This is a genomic window from Frankia sp. Mgl5, from assembly GCF_023242985.1.
Classification (GTDB): Bacteria; Actinomycetota; Actinomycetes; order Frankiales; family Frankiaceae; genus Parafrankia; species Parafrankia soli.
Window position 1 is genome coordinate 55,425 of the sequence record NZ_JALKFY010000806.1, and the last position, 12,964, is coordinate 68,388.

Annotated in this window: 10 protein-coding genes; 8 read left to right on the forward strand and 2 right to left on the reverse strand. The window is 71.8% G+C overall.

What is annotated here, in order from left to right; all coding sequences use genetic code 11:
- The first annotated feature begins 186 nt into the window (after positions 1–186).
- Together MXD62_RS29595 and MXD62_RS29600 are read left to right on the forward strand one after the other, a co-directional pair.
- Complete coding sequence (locus MXD62_RS29595) at positions 187–1,368, forward strand: TAXI family TRAP transporter solute-binding subunit (protein ID WP_248832666.1); 1,182 nt, start codon at positions 187–189, stop codon at positions 1,366–1,368.
- A 45-nt stretch (positions 1,369–1,413) separates the two neighbouring features.
- Positions 1,414–2,883: a serine/threonine-protein kinase gene (locus MXD62_RS29600; RefSeq protein ID WP_248832667.1), complete on the forward strand. Its 1,470-nt coding sequence runs from the start codon at positions 1,414–1,416 to the stop codon at positions 2,881–2,883.
- On the opposite strand, the gene MXD62_RS29605 is transcribed toward MXD62_RS29600, so the two are convergent.
- Positions 2,862–3,215 carry a VOC family protein gene (locus MXD62_RS29605; protein ID WP_248832668.1) on the reverse strand — a complete coding sequence of 118 codons (354 nt, stop codon included), beginning with the start codon at positions 3,213–3,215 and terminating at the stop codon, positions 2,862–2,864. The two genes, MXD62_RS29600 and MXD62_RS29605, sit on opposite strands and share 22 nt — an antisense overlap.
- Before the next feature lie 304 nt (positions 3,216–3,519).
- On the opposite strand from MXD62_RS29605, the gene MXD62_RS29610 reads away from it, so the two are divergent.
- Positions 3,520–5,046, forward strand: coding sequence for a LysM domain-containing protein (locus MXD62_RS29610; RefSeq protein WP_248832669.1), 1,527 nt, complete (start codon positions 3,520–3,522; stop codon positions 5,044–5,046).
- Positions 5,047–5,149: 103 nt separating this feature from the next.
- Here MXD62_RS29610 and MXD62_RS29615 read toward each other — a convergent pair whose 3' ends face one another.
- Positions 5,150–6,571: a DUF11 domain-containing protein gene (locus tag MXD62_RS29615; protein WP_248832670.1), complete on the reverse strand. Its 1,422-nt coding sequence runs from the start codon at positions 6,569–6,571 to the stop codon at positions 5,150–5,152.
- A gap of 285 nt (positions 6,572–6,856) precedes the next feature.
- Here MXD62_RS29615 and MXD62_RS29620 point away from each other — a divergent pair, with 285 nt between their 5' ends.
- The 5 genes from MXD62_RS29620 (at position 6,857) to MXD62_RS39465 (ending at position 12,885) form a co-directional block, all read left to right on the forward strand.
- Positions 6,857–7,993, forward strand: a complete 1,137-nt coding sequence (locus MXD62_RS29620) for a Fic family protein (protein ID WP_248832671.1) — start codon at positions 6,857–6,859, stop codon at positions 7,991–7,993.
- A gap of 170 nt (positions 7,994–8,163) precedes the next feature.
- Positions 8,164–10,290 carry a serine/threonine-protein kinase gene (locus tag MXD62_RS29625; RefSeq protein WP_248832672.1) on the forward strand — a complete coding sequence of 709 codons (2,127 nt, stop codon included), beginning with the start codon at positions 8,164–8,166 and terminating at the stop codon, positions 10,288–10,290.
- A gap of 22 nt (positions 10,291–10,312) precedes the next feature.
- Positions 10,313–11,281: a class I SAM-dependent methyltransferase gene (locus tag MXD62_RS29630; RefSeq protein ID WP_248832673.1), complete on the forward strand. Its 969-nt coding sequence runs from the start codon at positions 10,313–10,315 to the stop codon at positions 11,279–11,281.
- Positions 11,282–11,412: 131 nt separating this feature from the next.
- Positions 11,413–12,447: a DnaJ domain-containing protein gene (locus MXD62_RS29635; protein WP_248832674.1), complete on the forward strand. Its 1,035-nt coding sequence runs from the start codon at positions 11,413–11,415 to the stop codon at positions 12,445–12,447.
- A gap of 306 nt (positions 12,448–12,753) precedes the next feature.
- Complete coding sequence (locus MXD62_RS39465; protein WP_275078515.1) at positions 12,754–12,885, forward strand: hypothetical protein; 132 nt, start codon at positions 12,754–12,756, stop codon at positions 12,883–12,885.
- Positions 12,886–12,964 lie beyond the last annotated feature (79 nt).

Consider the following 12,964-nt stretch of genomic DNA (forward strand, 5'->3'; position numbering starts at 1 on the left):
TGTCGGGTACGGACGGTCGTTCTCCGGAGACAACTCGCGGCGTCCCGGAAATCGCGGGGCCCGCCGGCCACGCCAAGCGGGCGCCCGCCGTTGTTCGGCGACGAACAGTACGCGGAGGACGACGGACGGCGCGATTTCGGGTCGTCGCGGGCTCAGCAGACGCGATCGGACGCGGAAGGACGAGGGTTGCCCACGGAATCCAGGCTCGACCGGCCGGGGCACGGCCAGTCGAGCGCAACGCTGACGACCCTGCAGCGGGTCACAGTCGTCGGCCTTGTGGCGCTCTCCGTCGCGGTGGCGATCGGCCTCGGGCTGACCGCCCGCGACGACCCGCCGGACACCGCCTGGCCGCCGGAACGGCAGGCGACGTCCTGCCACGACGTGAAGATCTTCACCGGCCAGGTGGGATCGCCCTACAACCGGTTCGCGCGGGTGCTGCGCACCCGGCTGCAGGCCGCGCCCGAGCACTGGGACGTCGAGGTCGTCCCGACCGGCGGCTCCGCGGAGAACATCTACCACCTGGAGGAACAGCAGTACCGGACGTGCTCGCTGGCGCTGGCCCAGCTCGGCACGACCGTGGACGCCGGGTCGGCGGTCAACCAGTTCTCGCCCCAGCGGGGCGGCCACCTCGTCGAGGGGCTGCGCACGCTCGGGCCCGCCCACGACGACCTCCTCCACGTGATCGTCCGCGCGCCCGGGAGCAGCCCGGCCGGCACCGCGGACGTGCGGACCTTCGCGGACCTCTGCGACCGGGCCATCGCCGCCGGGCCACCGGCCTCGGGCACCCGTCAGATCGGCACCGTGCTCATCCGCGTCGGGCTGCCGGGCTGCTCCCCCCGGCTGGAGGACGGCACCATCGACGACGGGCTGCGGCTGCTGGTCGCCGGTGCCGTGGACGCGGTGTTCTGGGCCGGCGGCGCCGGCACCGAGCGCATCCGGACCGAGCTCGCCAACGGTGTGAAACTCCAGGTCCTCGACCTGGCGCAGTTCCGCGACGCGATCATGGCGGACTGGGAGAAGGTCTACCACCCGCCTGGGCGGTACTTCCCCGGCACGGTCTTCCCACCCGGGCACCTCGGGCCACGGGACTACCCGGGGATGACCGACGTGGACACCGTCTCGCTGCCCAACGGCGTCCTGGCACACGAACAGGCCGACCCGGCGCTGGTCCGGCGGGCGACGGGCGACCTCTTCGTCGATCCGGCCGAGTACGAGCAGGCCCTGTGGGGCGACAATCCCGCCGGCCGCCGCGTCCCGGACGCGCTGACCGTCTACGAGAGCCCGTTGTTCTGCTACGTCCCGCTGCATCCGGCGGCCGCCGAGTACTACCGGCTGCGGTTCCACCGCGGACCCGACTGTGGCCGGTAACGGCGCGGTGGCAGCGGCCCGGCTCCGGCCACGCGGAGGTGGGCCGTGCTGCGCCCGCTGACCGACTCCGACCCCCGCGTCATCGGCCCCTACCGGCTGTACAACCGGATCGGCGCCGGCGGGATGGGCATTGTCTACCTCGGTTTCAGCCCCGACGACCAGCCGGTCGCGGTGAAGGTCCCGAACCCGCAGCACGCCACCGACCCGGAGTTCCGCGCCCGGTTCCGGGCAGAGGTGTCGGCGGCGCGGGGCGTGCTCGGCCCCACCGTCGCCCGCGTCATCAACGCCGAGGTGAACGGCCCGCAGCCATGGCTGGCCACCGAGTACGTGGAGGGCCCGAGCCTGAACGCGGCGGTGAGCGACGGCTGCCCGCTGGTCGACCGCCAGCTCGACACGCTCGCCGTCGGGCTGGCCCAGGCGCTCGTCGCCATCCACCAGGCCGGCGTGGTGCACCGCGACCTCAAACCGGCGAACATCGTGATGTCCTGGTCCGGACCGAAGGTCATCGACTTCGGAGTGGCCCGCTCCGCCGACTACAGCGGCTACACCCGGGCCGGCGAGGTCGTCGGCACCGTCGCCTGGATGGCTCCGGAGCAGATCAGCGGGCAGACCGCGGGGCCCGCGGCGGACGTCCACGCCTGGGCCCTCTGCGTCGGGTTCGCCGCGACCGGCCGCCGGCTCTTCCGCGGCGACACCCAGGAGATCGTGGCACTACAGATCAGCTCCGCGCGGCCCGACCTGAGCGACATCCCCGAGCGCCTGCTCCGACCGGTGCTCGCCGCCCTGGACAAGTCACCGCACGACCGCCCCGACGCCCACGACCTCCTCACAATGCTGACCGGAGACGGCCTGCGCGCGGAGCTGGCCGGCGAACGTCGGACAGCCAGCGAACGTCGGATGGCCGGCGCCGGCCCCGAGGCGGACGCCGACGCGACCCGGGCGACGGCCTCGATCGGGGCGGGCACGAATCCGCCCCCTGTCATCGCGCACGTTCCCGACCCCCGCGGTCGCCCCGGCCCGCCCGCCGCTCCCACCTCATCCGGTTCCGCGGCGCCAGCCGGCTCCCCCAGCCAGCCAGGCTCCCCCAGCCAGCCAGGTTCGGACCGGCGGCGGGATCCCGCCGAACGACCGGGCTCCGCGACGCTGCCGGCGTGGTTCCTCCTGGTGTCGCTGGCCGCGGTGGGCCTGGCGGGTGCCGCCCTGCTCGGGGCCGCCGCGGCCGGTGTGGCGGTCGGCGTCACCGGGCCGGTCGGCGCGGGCGCAGTCGCCGCGGCCTGCGCCCACGCGCTCGCCCCGGCCCGCGGGCGGCGCGCCCTCACCACGGTTCTCGCGGCCGCCGTCGGCGCGGCGGGCGGTCTCGTGCTCGCCCGGCTCGCGGGCTTCGGCGCGCCGATCCCCGTCCTGACCGAGATCGCGACAGCCTGCCTGCTCGCGAGCGTCGTCGCGATCGTGATGGCCGGTGACTCGCCCGCCTGGGACGGATCGAATCCGCGTCAGCGCGGAAGCGGCTTGTAGAAGACCAAGCCGTTGCCCTTGTTGTCGTACACCACGGCACGGCGCTCGTGAGCGTCGTCGTAGGGGCCTTTCACGATGCCGCCGCCGTTCTCCTCGATCGCCTTGGCCGCGCCGTCGACGTCGTCGGTCTTGACGCCCACGACGACCTGGCCGGGTATGGGATGGTCGATCGCTGTGGCCAGGGCGAGGGTCACCGAGCCGCCGTCGAGAGCCGCGAAGTGGGCGCCGTCGCGGAACTTCAGCGGGAAGCCGAGGGTCTCGGTGTAGAACTTGATCGACTCCTCGAGATCGTCCGTCGACAGGACGATCATCCGCACCTGCTGGTCGCTCATGGGTGCCTCCTAGGACTGACCTGGATCGGTTCCAGCCTCGCACCGGGACAACGCCGAATCAGCTGGATTCGCGGGTTCCGCGATTGTCGGCGCGTCGTCGGTCAGCCGTGATCCTCGACCCGCATCAGATCGTCACCCGACAGTGGCGACGCACACCAGCACGTCCACGCCCGGTCGCCGGTCCTGAGGCGGACCCGAACAATCATACGTAGCACCGAGTCTGCGATCTATAACCCTGAGCCGTCAGTTGCGTGCAAATATTGCAACGCTTCGTTCACGTGCCCCTGACGGATAGGTGTCGATCATGTCGCAACGAACCGGTACCAAGCTGCTGACGGCGGACGAGACAGCGACCGTCCGGGCACTGCTGGGACTCCCGCTTCCCCGGGAGGTCGCCGTTCCCGAGGCCGACGTGGCCGAACCCGCCGCTCCCGCGCAGGCCACGAAAGACAATCGGCACGCCTGGAAGCAGGCCCATCCGACACAGGGGGAGCGGGATGCGTTCGCCGCCGAGCTCCGGGCCGCGCTCACAGCAGCCATCGCCGCCAAGGAGGACAGTATCCACAGGAAGGAGAACGCCCGGGTCATCGACCTCGGTAGCCTTCTCCCGGCCGCCGCGGCAGCAAAGGAGGTTGTCGACGAATACTTCGCCGAATGGATCGGGAATGCCCTTCTCCCCGCAGACCTCGCTGCCATAAGAAGGAACTTCACCTTCACGGTCGACGGCGATTCACCGACCATCGTCTCCATGGTCGACGCGGTCACCCGGCGACGACTCGGCCGTATGGCGGAGCCGGCCAACATGGTCGACTACCTGATGAGCACCGAAGTGGTACGGGCCCTGGCCGCGAAACATTCCTTCCACTATCAGAACGGGACCCTCGACGAGAAGGCCTTTTATCAGAAGTCGGTGGTCGAACCGTTCGTCGCGGAGCACGGCGAGGCGCTCATCCGCTACGAGGCGCACGAGATGTCGATGTCCGATCCGAACACCGCCCGCATCTTCATCACGCCCTGGGTCCTCGACTGGGCCGCGGATGAGTCAGAGGTGAAGTCGGCGGCGGTGGCGGCGAAGAAGTGGGACACATTCGTGCTCCTGATCCATGAGTACATCCACGTCCTGCAGCACCCGCTGCTGCCGACGGCAACCAAACGCAGCGTCGTCGTCCGCGAGGGATTCTGTGAGTACCTCGCGGTTAAGGTGACCCGTCACGTCGGCGCCTTCTCGGCCGGGAAGATCCAGGATCTGAACCTCCGGATCACCGGTCAGGACCACCACTGGCCCTCCCACACCTGGCTGCCCAACTACAGCCCGACCGCCGACTACGCGCCGTTCGTGGAACGCGTCACCGAGACGATAAGGACTGTCGGCGAGAACGCGATCTACGCGGCCTTCTTCCAAGGCCACACCGAACTGCTCGGCACCGCGGTCAACCACGCCGGGAAGCGGTACCCGATGCCGCCCGTCACCGCGCTCCCCGGCGGGACGCGACGGCTGCCCTTCCCCGTGACCAGCGGACGCCGTGGCTACGACTGGATCAGCCGGGGAACCGGGATCCCGGCGGCGAAGTTCGCGGCGCTCAACATCGACGCCGACCTCGACCAGGCCGACGACTTCGTCCCCGACGGCATGGATCTGCAGATCACCGTGCCGGGATTCCGGGCGCACCGGATTCTCCGCGTCGCCGACGACGTCGGCGAGACCTGGGAACAGATCGCCCGCCAGAACGGCACCACCGTGGACGAGCTCATGCGCATCAACAACCCGGACGACAACATCCCGTCAGTCAACGACCTTCAGCTGGAGTGGGTACTGGTCCGGGACATCTGACCGGTTTCGCTCAGTCCGGCCGGATCGGCTGGCGTGCCACCGACGGCGGGAACGCCAGCCGATCGCATCAGTTCGTTTCGTTCGACGGCGCCGTGGGCGGCCGTCAGCCGTTGTTGGTGAGGGTGAAGCTCGTGGCCGCGAAGACCTGTTCAGGGACGTAGTTGGCGGTGGCGCCATCGGGAACGAACAGCGCGGTGATGGTGATGGTGTCGACGCTGGAGAACTGGCCGCGGTCGAACGTCAGTACCCGGATGTCGCTTCCCGGGAAGAGCGCCGGGACGGCCGGGCACGGATTGCCGCTCGCCGACTCGCAGATCCAGGAGATCGTCCCGGGCGGAGTGGCTGCGGCGGGGCTGTCCGCGTTGACGGGGGTGGCCGTCCAGCTCACCGTGCCGGGAACACCAATGTCGACGTTGTTCGGCGGGGGGTTTCCGGGGTCGGCGGTGATGACGACCTGGGTCGCTGCCGGCCGAGGCGTTTCGCTGGCCGAGGCGGTGTTGTTCGCGGAGTTCGCGTCGGGGGTGGCCGCCGTGACGCTGGTGGTCACCGTCTGAGTACCAAGGGACACATCACCGGCGAGGCCGCTCAGCGCCAGCGTCGCGCTGGCTCCGGGAGCCAGGGAACCGACCGTCCACGTACCGGTCGACGGGTTGTAGGACGTGGAACCCGACGGGTCCGGGGCGGGCGACGCCAGCCCGGCGGGTACCGGGACGGTGGCGGTGACGCCCGTCGAGGTGACTGTGGCGCTGGTGTTCGTCACCGTGGTCGTGAAGGTCACCGCGCTGCCGTAGGCCGGCGTGGCGGTGCTGACCGTCTGGGCGATGGACAGGTCCGCGTCCGACGAACCGACGACAGTGAGCGCCGACGTGGCGGTGAGCCCCTTGGCCTTGGCCGTGACGGTGTGCGCGCCGGGCACTGCCGCGGTACAGGTCGACAGGGCGCAGCTGCCGTCGGGGGCGATCGTGAAATACGCACCCGGGTTCGACAGCGGATTGCCGACCGCGTCGAAGCCCTGCACCACGTAGTTCTGCGTTGCCCCGGGGGGGATCGTCGCGGTGGGCGGGCTGATCGTCAACGTGGCCAGCACGCCGGCCTTCACCGTGATCGTGTCTGTCGTCGGGAACGGGATCGGCACGGAGCCGACCGGCGTGAACGTGCCCGGGAACGCGTAGCTTCCCGGCGCGGTCGGCACCGTGACGTCGGCGTAGGAGATTGTTCCGATCTGCCCGGCAGCACAGTTCGTCGCCACCGTGACGACGGTCGATCCGTCAGGCTGCGCGGCGGTCCCGGAAATCTGGAACTGCGCGCACGACGAACTCGTGCTCAGAAAGCCCTCGGCCGACGCCGAACCCGTTTGCGGCGTCGAGAAACCCGCCGGCACCCTGACACTCACCGCGCCAGGCACCGCCCCGCTGGGAGCGGTGTAGACCAGGCTCAGTCCGATGCCCTGCGCCCCACTCACCACCGAACTGGTCGGGAGCCGCAACTGCCCTGGACGGACCGTCGCCGCCAGAGCGCTACTCACCGTAGCGGAAACTGCCACCGCCGCGACGGCACCGATCACCGCCACGCGTCTGCCCCGGCCGGGTCCCCGCAGCCGCCGCCCCACGTTACAAACTCTCATGCCCCGTTCCCCCCAGAGAACCTGCTAACCGATGCGGATACGGAACGTATCCGAAACCCGATCAATGGGGGGATGAAGGCGAACAGTCGAAACGCAGTGCCCGACCAGAGTTCTCTCGCGCATCAGGCCGCCGGTAGCGGCAGCCCGCCGCTTGACGTGATGACTATGTCAATCTATCGTCGATGCATGCTCCATCCCACTCCAGCCCTCGGGCCTGCCGACGATCAGGTGCTCAGCGAGGTCGACGGCCTGCGGGATGCGCTGCGCCACCAGCTCCAGAGCACGCCGTCGAAATGGACGCAGGGGCTCCGGAAGTTCCTGACCGCCGACGCCGTCGCGGCCTCGAACTCCATCGAGGGCTTCAAGGTGTCCACGATCGACGTCCAGGATCTGATGGCTGGCGAGCGGGATGTCGAGGTCTCGGACGAGAACCGCGAGGAGACCCTCGCCTATCAGCGGATGATGACGTACATCCAGACCCTCCACGACGCCGAGGACTTCAACTACAGCAAAGGGCTACTCAACGCGCTGCACTGGATGCTGCAGGGCCACCGTCACACCGTGCGCAAGCCGGCCGGGCAGTGGCGCCGAGGCCCGGTCTACGTCACCGACGCCCGCGATCCCAGCATCGCGGCCTATACAGCCCCGGGCGCCGAGGGCGTCCCCGCCCTGATGAACGAACTCGTCGGCTGGCTCAACGCCGCCGACGGCGCCCATCCGCTGATACGGGCAGCAATGGCTCACCTGCACCTGGTGTCCATCCACCCCTGGGCTGACGGGAACGGCCGGATGTCCCGTTCGCTGCAGACGCTCATGATCGCCCGCGAAGGTGTCCTGGCCCCGGAGTTCTCGTCCGTCGAGGCGTGGCTCGGCCGGCCCGGTAACACCTGGGAGTACTACCGCGAACTCAGCGACCGGGGCGCGACGTACCTTCCCGACCAGGACGTCTCCAGCTGGATCCGGTTCAATCTGACCGCCTACCACCAGCAGGCCCAGACCGTTCAGGGCCGACTCGACCGCTCCGGGCGGGTATGGGGGGCGCTCGCGGGATTCACCGAGAGCACCGGTCTGGACGAGCGTGTGGTGAGCGCCCTGCACGATGTGGCCATGGCCGGGCGGGTCCGCCGCTCACGCTACGAGCAGGCCGAGGGCCTGAGCCTGCAGCAGGCGCAACGCGACCTGCGCGACCTCACTACCGCCCAGGTCCTGGAACCGGTCGGCCGAACCCGGGCCCGCTATTACCGGGCGGGCTCCCGCTTCCCTCAGTCGGCGCTTGACATCGCGGGCACGCCCATGACGTTGCGGAATCCGTACACCAGCTGACGAGCGACCCGCGGGCCGGCCGTGGCCACCCGCCGGCCGTGGCGACCGGCCGCTGTGGTCCGCCGGGCGATGTCAAGGCCGCGAGATGTCTACGATGTGTCCTCGCGTCCCGGTCCGGGCGCCGGCCTGAGATGCTGGCCCCGGGCGATGGGTGCGGCCGAGGGGGTCAGGTGGCGGTCGGTCCGGATGGCGCACGGGTCGTAGCCGGTCGTTACCGGCTGGTGGCACGGCTCGGAGCCGGTGCGATGGGAACCGTCTGGCGCGCCTTCGACCAGGTCCTGGAGACCGAGGCGGCACTCAAGGAGATCGAGTTCGCCGGTGGCGTGCCCGACTACGAGCGCGCCGAACGGGTCGAGCGGGCGCTGCGCGAGGCGCGGCACGCGGCCAAGCTGCGCGGCCACCCGCATGTGGTGACCATCCTGGACGTCGTCCTCGAGGACGGCCTGCCGTGGATCGTGATGGAACTCGTCCCGTCCAGGTCGCTGTTCGAGGTGGTGCGGGACGACGGGCCGATGCCGGTGCCGGAGGTCGCCCGGATCGGCATCGCGATGATCGACGCGCTGCTCGCCGCCCGCGCCCAGGGAATCGTGCACCGGGACGTGAAACCGTCCAACGTTCTGATCGGCACGGACGGACGCGTGGTGCTCACCGACTTCGGAATCGCCACCGGCGACGGCGATCCGACTCTCACCGTGACCGGAGTACTCGGCACCCCGCTGTACATGGCGCCCGAGCGGCTGAACAACGCTCCGGCCACCTTCGAGGCCGACATGTTCAGTCTCGGGGGGACGCTGTACTTCGCCGTCGAGGGCCGCCCGCCGTTCGAGCGGGAGAGCTTCGGCGCGATGCTCGCCTCGGTGCTGCTGCACCCGCCGACGCCGATGCGGCTCGCCGGTCCGCTGGCGGACGTCCTGACCGGCCTGCTGGAGAAGGAGCCGGAGCGGCGGCTGCCGGCCGGGGCCGCCCGGTCGATGCTCGACACACTGATCAGGAGCGGGCTGGCCGCGGGCGGCGGTAGTGGTGGTGGTGGTGGCCCGTCCATTGGCAGTGTGGCCGCGACCGGTACCGCCGTGCTCGGGAACCGGGGCGGCCGTCCGGTGGTGCGGGCGGACGGGCTGGGCTGGCAGGCCCGCGCGGGCGATGCGGGCGGCCAGGGCGGCGGCGGATCCTGGCGGGTGCCGGGCACGCTGGAGGGCGAGCCGGAGTTCGGCAGCGGTCAGTTCCGACCGACCGGCCCGGCCGGGGAAGTGCCCCGCGTCGATCCCGAGGCCCCGACGACCCTCGCCAGCGTTCGGCCCGTCCATCCCGGCGGACCCGCCGCCCCCGAGACCGACGGGCACGACGAGGCGGCGGGCCATGGCGACGCGGGCGGGGCTGTCGACGCGGGCGGGCCGGTCGGCGCGCCGCCGCCGCCCGCCGGGGTCTCCGTCGTCGAGCAGGACGGCGCGCTGCTGATCACCTGGGAGCCCTCGCCGGGCGCCGAGACCTACCGGGTGATCCGGGTGGTCCCGGATCACTCCTCCGACGGCGGGCGGCGGGAGCGCAGTCTCGGCAACACCACCGCGACCGAGCTGTTCGACGCCGGGGTACCCAAGGGTGTCCAGGTGTGGCACGAGGTCGTCGCGATCGGGCCGAGCGCAGGCGGCGGTGCCCGGTCGGCGCCGGCCCGAAGCGCCACCCGGGTGGTGCTGCCGCCGGTGACCGCGCTGCGCGCCGACATGACGGACGACGCCGTCGCGCTGTCCTGGCGTCCCGTGCCCGGCCGCGACGAGGTGATCATCGAGCGGACGCACGACGAGACGTCCTCGATGCGCGGGGCGATGCGCCGGTACCGCGGCTTCGGCGGGGCCTTCGTCGACAGCGACGTGCAGGCGGGCGCGGTCTACCGCTACCGCGTGTGGGTGGCGGCCGGCGAGGAGTCGGACGGGCTGCGCCCGGCGGCCTGCGCCGAGGTCACCGCCCGCGTGATCGCCAGGCCGCGCGCCGTCGTCGACCTGGAGGCGCGGGAGACGCTCGGTGGCACCGTGCTGCGCTGGACGACCGTGCCCGGATCGGTGGTCCGCGTGTACGCCACCCAGGCTCCGGAGCAGGCGGGCCTGGCCGGGACCGGCCCGTTCGGGCCGGTGGACCGCGAGGTCGGCCTCGGTTCCCTGGAGGGCCGGGCCCGCCTCGTCGGCGAGAGCCGGCGGGGCCGGCTGGTCGACCGCACAGGCACAGGCACAGTGGTCTACACCCCGGTGAGCATCGCGGAGGACCGGGCGGTGATCGGCGCCGCCGTCACCCACACCGCCCCGTGAGCTGTCGGGGCGCGATGCGAGCATGGCCGCTGTGAACATCTCCACCTCCGAGATCGACGCCCGCGAGAACGACAGCGCCGAGCACGGCACCCATGCTGGGCACCACGAGCACGGTGAGCACCACGAGCACGGTGAGCACCACGAGCACAGTGAGCACTGCGAGCACGACGGGGACGGGCACGACGAGCAGGGCGCCCGGCCCGCGTACGGGTACACCGAGATCGACTCCGCCGGCGCCCGCGCCGCGAACCGGCACTACTGGGATTCCGAAGCCCCCTCGTACTACGCCGAGCACGGCGACTTCCTGGGCGACGTCGACTTCTGCTGGAGCCCGGAGGGGCTGCGCGAGTCCGAGGCGCGGCTGCTCGGGGACGTGGCCGGCCGGGTGGTCCTGGAGGTCGGCTGCGGCGGGGCGCAGTGCTCGCGGTGGCTGGCCGGGCAGGGCGCGACCGTCGTCGCCACCGACCTGTCGGCGGGCCAGCTCGCGCAGGCGCGCGCGCTGAACGACCGCACCGGAGTGTCGGTTCCGCTGTTCCAGGCCGACGCGATCACGCTGCCGGTGCGCTCGGAGAGCGTCGACATCGCCTGTTCGGCGTTCGGCGCCGTCCCGTTCGTCGCCGACAGCGCGGCGCTGATGCGGGAGGTCGCCCGGGCCCTGCGGCCCGGTGGCCGCTGGGTCTTCTCGACCACCCACCCCTTCGTGTGGTGCCTGCCGGACGCCCCCGACGCCAATGGGCTAGTCGTCTTCCACAGTTACTTCGACCGCCGGGCGTACACGGAGCACTCCGAGACCGGCGAGCCGACCTACATAGAGGCACACCGGACGATGGGCGACCGCGTACGCGAGATCATCGCCGCCGGCCTGGTCCTACTCGACGTCATCGAGCCGGAATGGCCTGAGGGTCACAACCGGGTGTGGGGCCAGTGGGGACCCCTTCGGGGGCAGTTCGTTCCGTCGACGTCGATCTTCGTCACGGCCAAGCCGGGCTGACGGCGACCGACCTTCGGGCCATCCGTGGTCTCGCTCACCGCGACCGCCGGCGGTCGACCCGCGAGATCCCGCCTACGGTGGGAACAGGTCGACGCGACGCCCCACTGCACGGGCGCCGGGAGGTGATCGCCATGCGTGATACGCCAAAAAGCCAGTCGGCCCAGTACTTGCGGGCCTCGATGTACGAGGTGCTCGGGATCGCACCCACGGCTTCGGACGAGGAGGTCCATGCCGCCTATCGGCGCGTGGTGAAGCGCGCCCATCCGGACGCCGGCGGATCCCAACGCGCGTTCCTCCGGGTGAACGCGGCGTACCGGGTGTTGAGCGACCCCGGTATGCGGCGAGCCCACGATCTGTGGCTCGCCCATCTGCTCGACGCATATGACCAGCCGGGACGCTCCGGCGGCGCGCGCCCGCCCGGCGGGCGGGCCGCGCCCGGCGGGCGCCACCCCGCCGACGGGCGTCCCGGATCCGACGGACGAACGAACCCGGGCGGGCGCACGTCGCCCGGCGGGCAGGCGGACAACCCCGGACGGGGGGCCTCCGGCAATCGGGGCACCTCGGATGACCCGGCACCCCCCTCGGGGGGTGCCGCCCCGGGCCGGCGGGGAGCGTCCGGCCGGGCCTCCGATCAGAGGGGGCCAGGCAAGGGCACGGACTCCGCCAGCGGATGGGGCGAGGCCGGTGGCTGGGCCGCCACCGGTGGCTGGGGCGATGCCACTGCCGCTCCCCTACCCGAGGATGGCCGGGCGTCCGGCGGGCGGGGCAACCCGGACCGGCGGGCGCATCCGGGGCCGCGCGGGGCGTCCGGCGGGCGGCGACGCTCGCGCCGGCGCCCACCAGCCGACGCCGCCGAGTGGGTCGTGGGGCCCGACCAGGCCATGACACCGGACGGCGGCCCAGCCGGGCCGCCCCCGTACGAGGCGCCCGGCGGGGCCGAGACCTGGGCCACCTGGCCGGACGAGGACTACCCCACGCGGGGTCCCGGCCGGCGGGCACGGCGCAGGTACCTGGTCTCGATGGCGCTGTGCCTGGCCCTGTTCGTGCTGGCGGGCGCGGTGGTGCGGCTCTACTCCGTCCCGGTGGCGATGGGCATGATGCTGGCCTCGATGGTGATCCCGCCGGTGGCGGTCCTCGCGGTCAACGCCGCACGCCGCCGCCGCTGACACGATTCCCCGTCAGCGGCGGCTCACCGGCTCGGGAGCCGAGTCCGGCGCGGAGTCGGGCGCCGGGCTCGGCTCCCACCTCCGTGCCGGGCTCGGCTCGACGCTCGTCTCCGGAGCCGGGTGCGGCTCGCCCGCACTCCCGCTCCGGACTCCCGCTCCGGACTCCCGCATCGGCACCCCTCGTCGGACGGTGCCGAAATCGCAGGTGTTATCGGCATGGTTCAGGGAATCCCTGCAACAGGTCGACGAACGGACAATGCGACCCCATGCAGGAGAACACCCGGGAACGAGCCGAAGGAGAAGGCGATGAGGTTGCTGCCCAGGATTCGCCGCGAGGCCCGACGCGACGTCAACAAGGCCGACCGTGCGGGAGCCCGCGGGCTTCGGCGGCTCCGCCGGCGCTCGCGCAGCCACGGGACGACCACCACCAGCTATTGATCGGCCGACCCGGAACAGAAATACGCAATAACAGGGTGGGGGGGGGGGGCGCGGGCGCCGGGGGGGGGGCGCCCCCCCG

Coding starts and splice junctions, on each gene's coding strand:
- MXD62_RS39465 (WP_275078515.1), top strand. CDS start 12,754: ATGAGGTTGCTGCCCAGGATTCGCCGCGAGGCCCGACGCGACGTCAAC.
- MXD62_RS29635 (WP_248832674.1), top strand. CDS start 11,413: ATGCGTGATACGCCAAAAAGCCAGTCGGCCCAGTACTTGCGGGCCTCG.
- MXD62_RS29610 (WP_248832669.1), top strand. CDS start 3,520: ATGTCGCAACGAACCGGTACCAAGCTGCTGACGGCGGACGAGACAGCG.
- MXD62_RS29605 (WP_248832668.1), bottom strand. CDS start 3,215: ATGAGCGACCAGCAGGTGCGGATGATCGTCCTGTCGACGGACGATCTC.
- MXD62_RS29620 (WP_248832671.1), top strand. CDS start 6,857: ATGCTCCATCCCACTCCAGCCCTCGGGCCTGCCGACGATCAGGTGCTC.
- MXD62_RS29630 (WP_248832673.1), top strand. CDS start 10,313: ATGGCCGCTGTGAACATCTCCACCTCCGAGATCGACGCCCGCGAGAAC.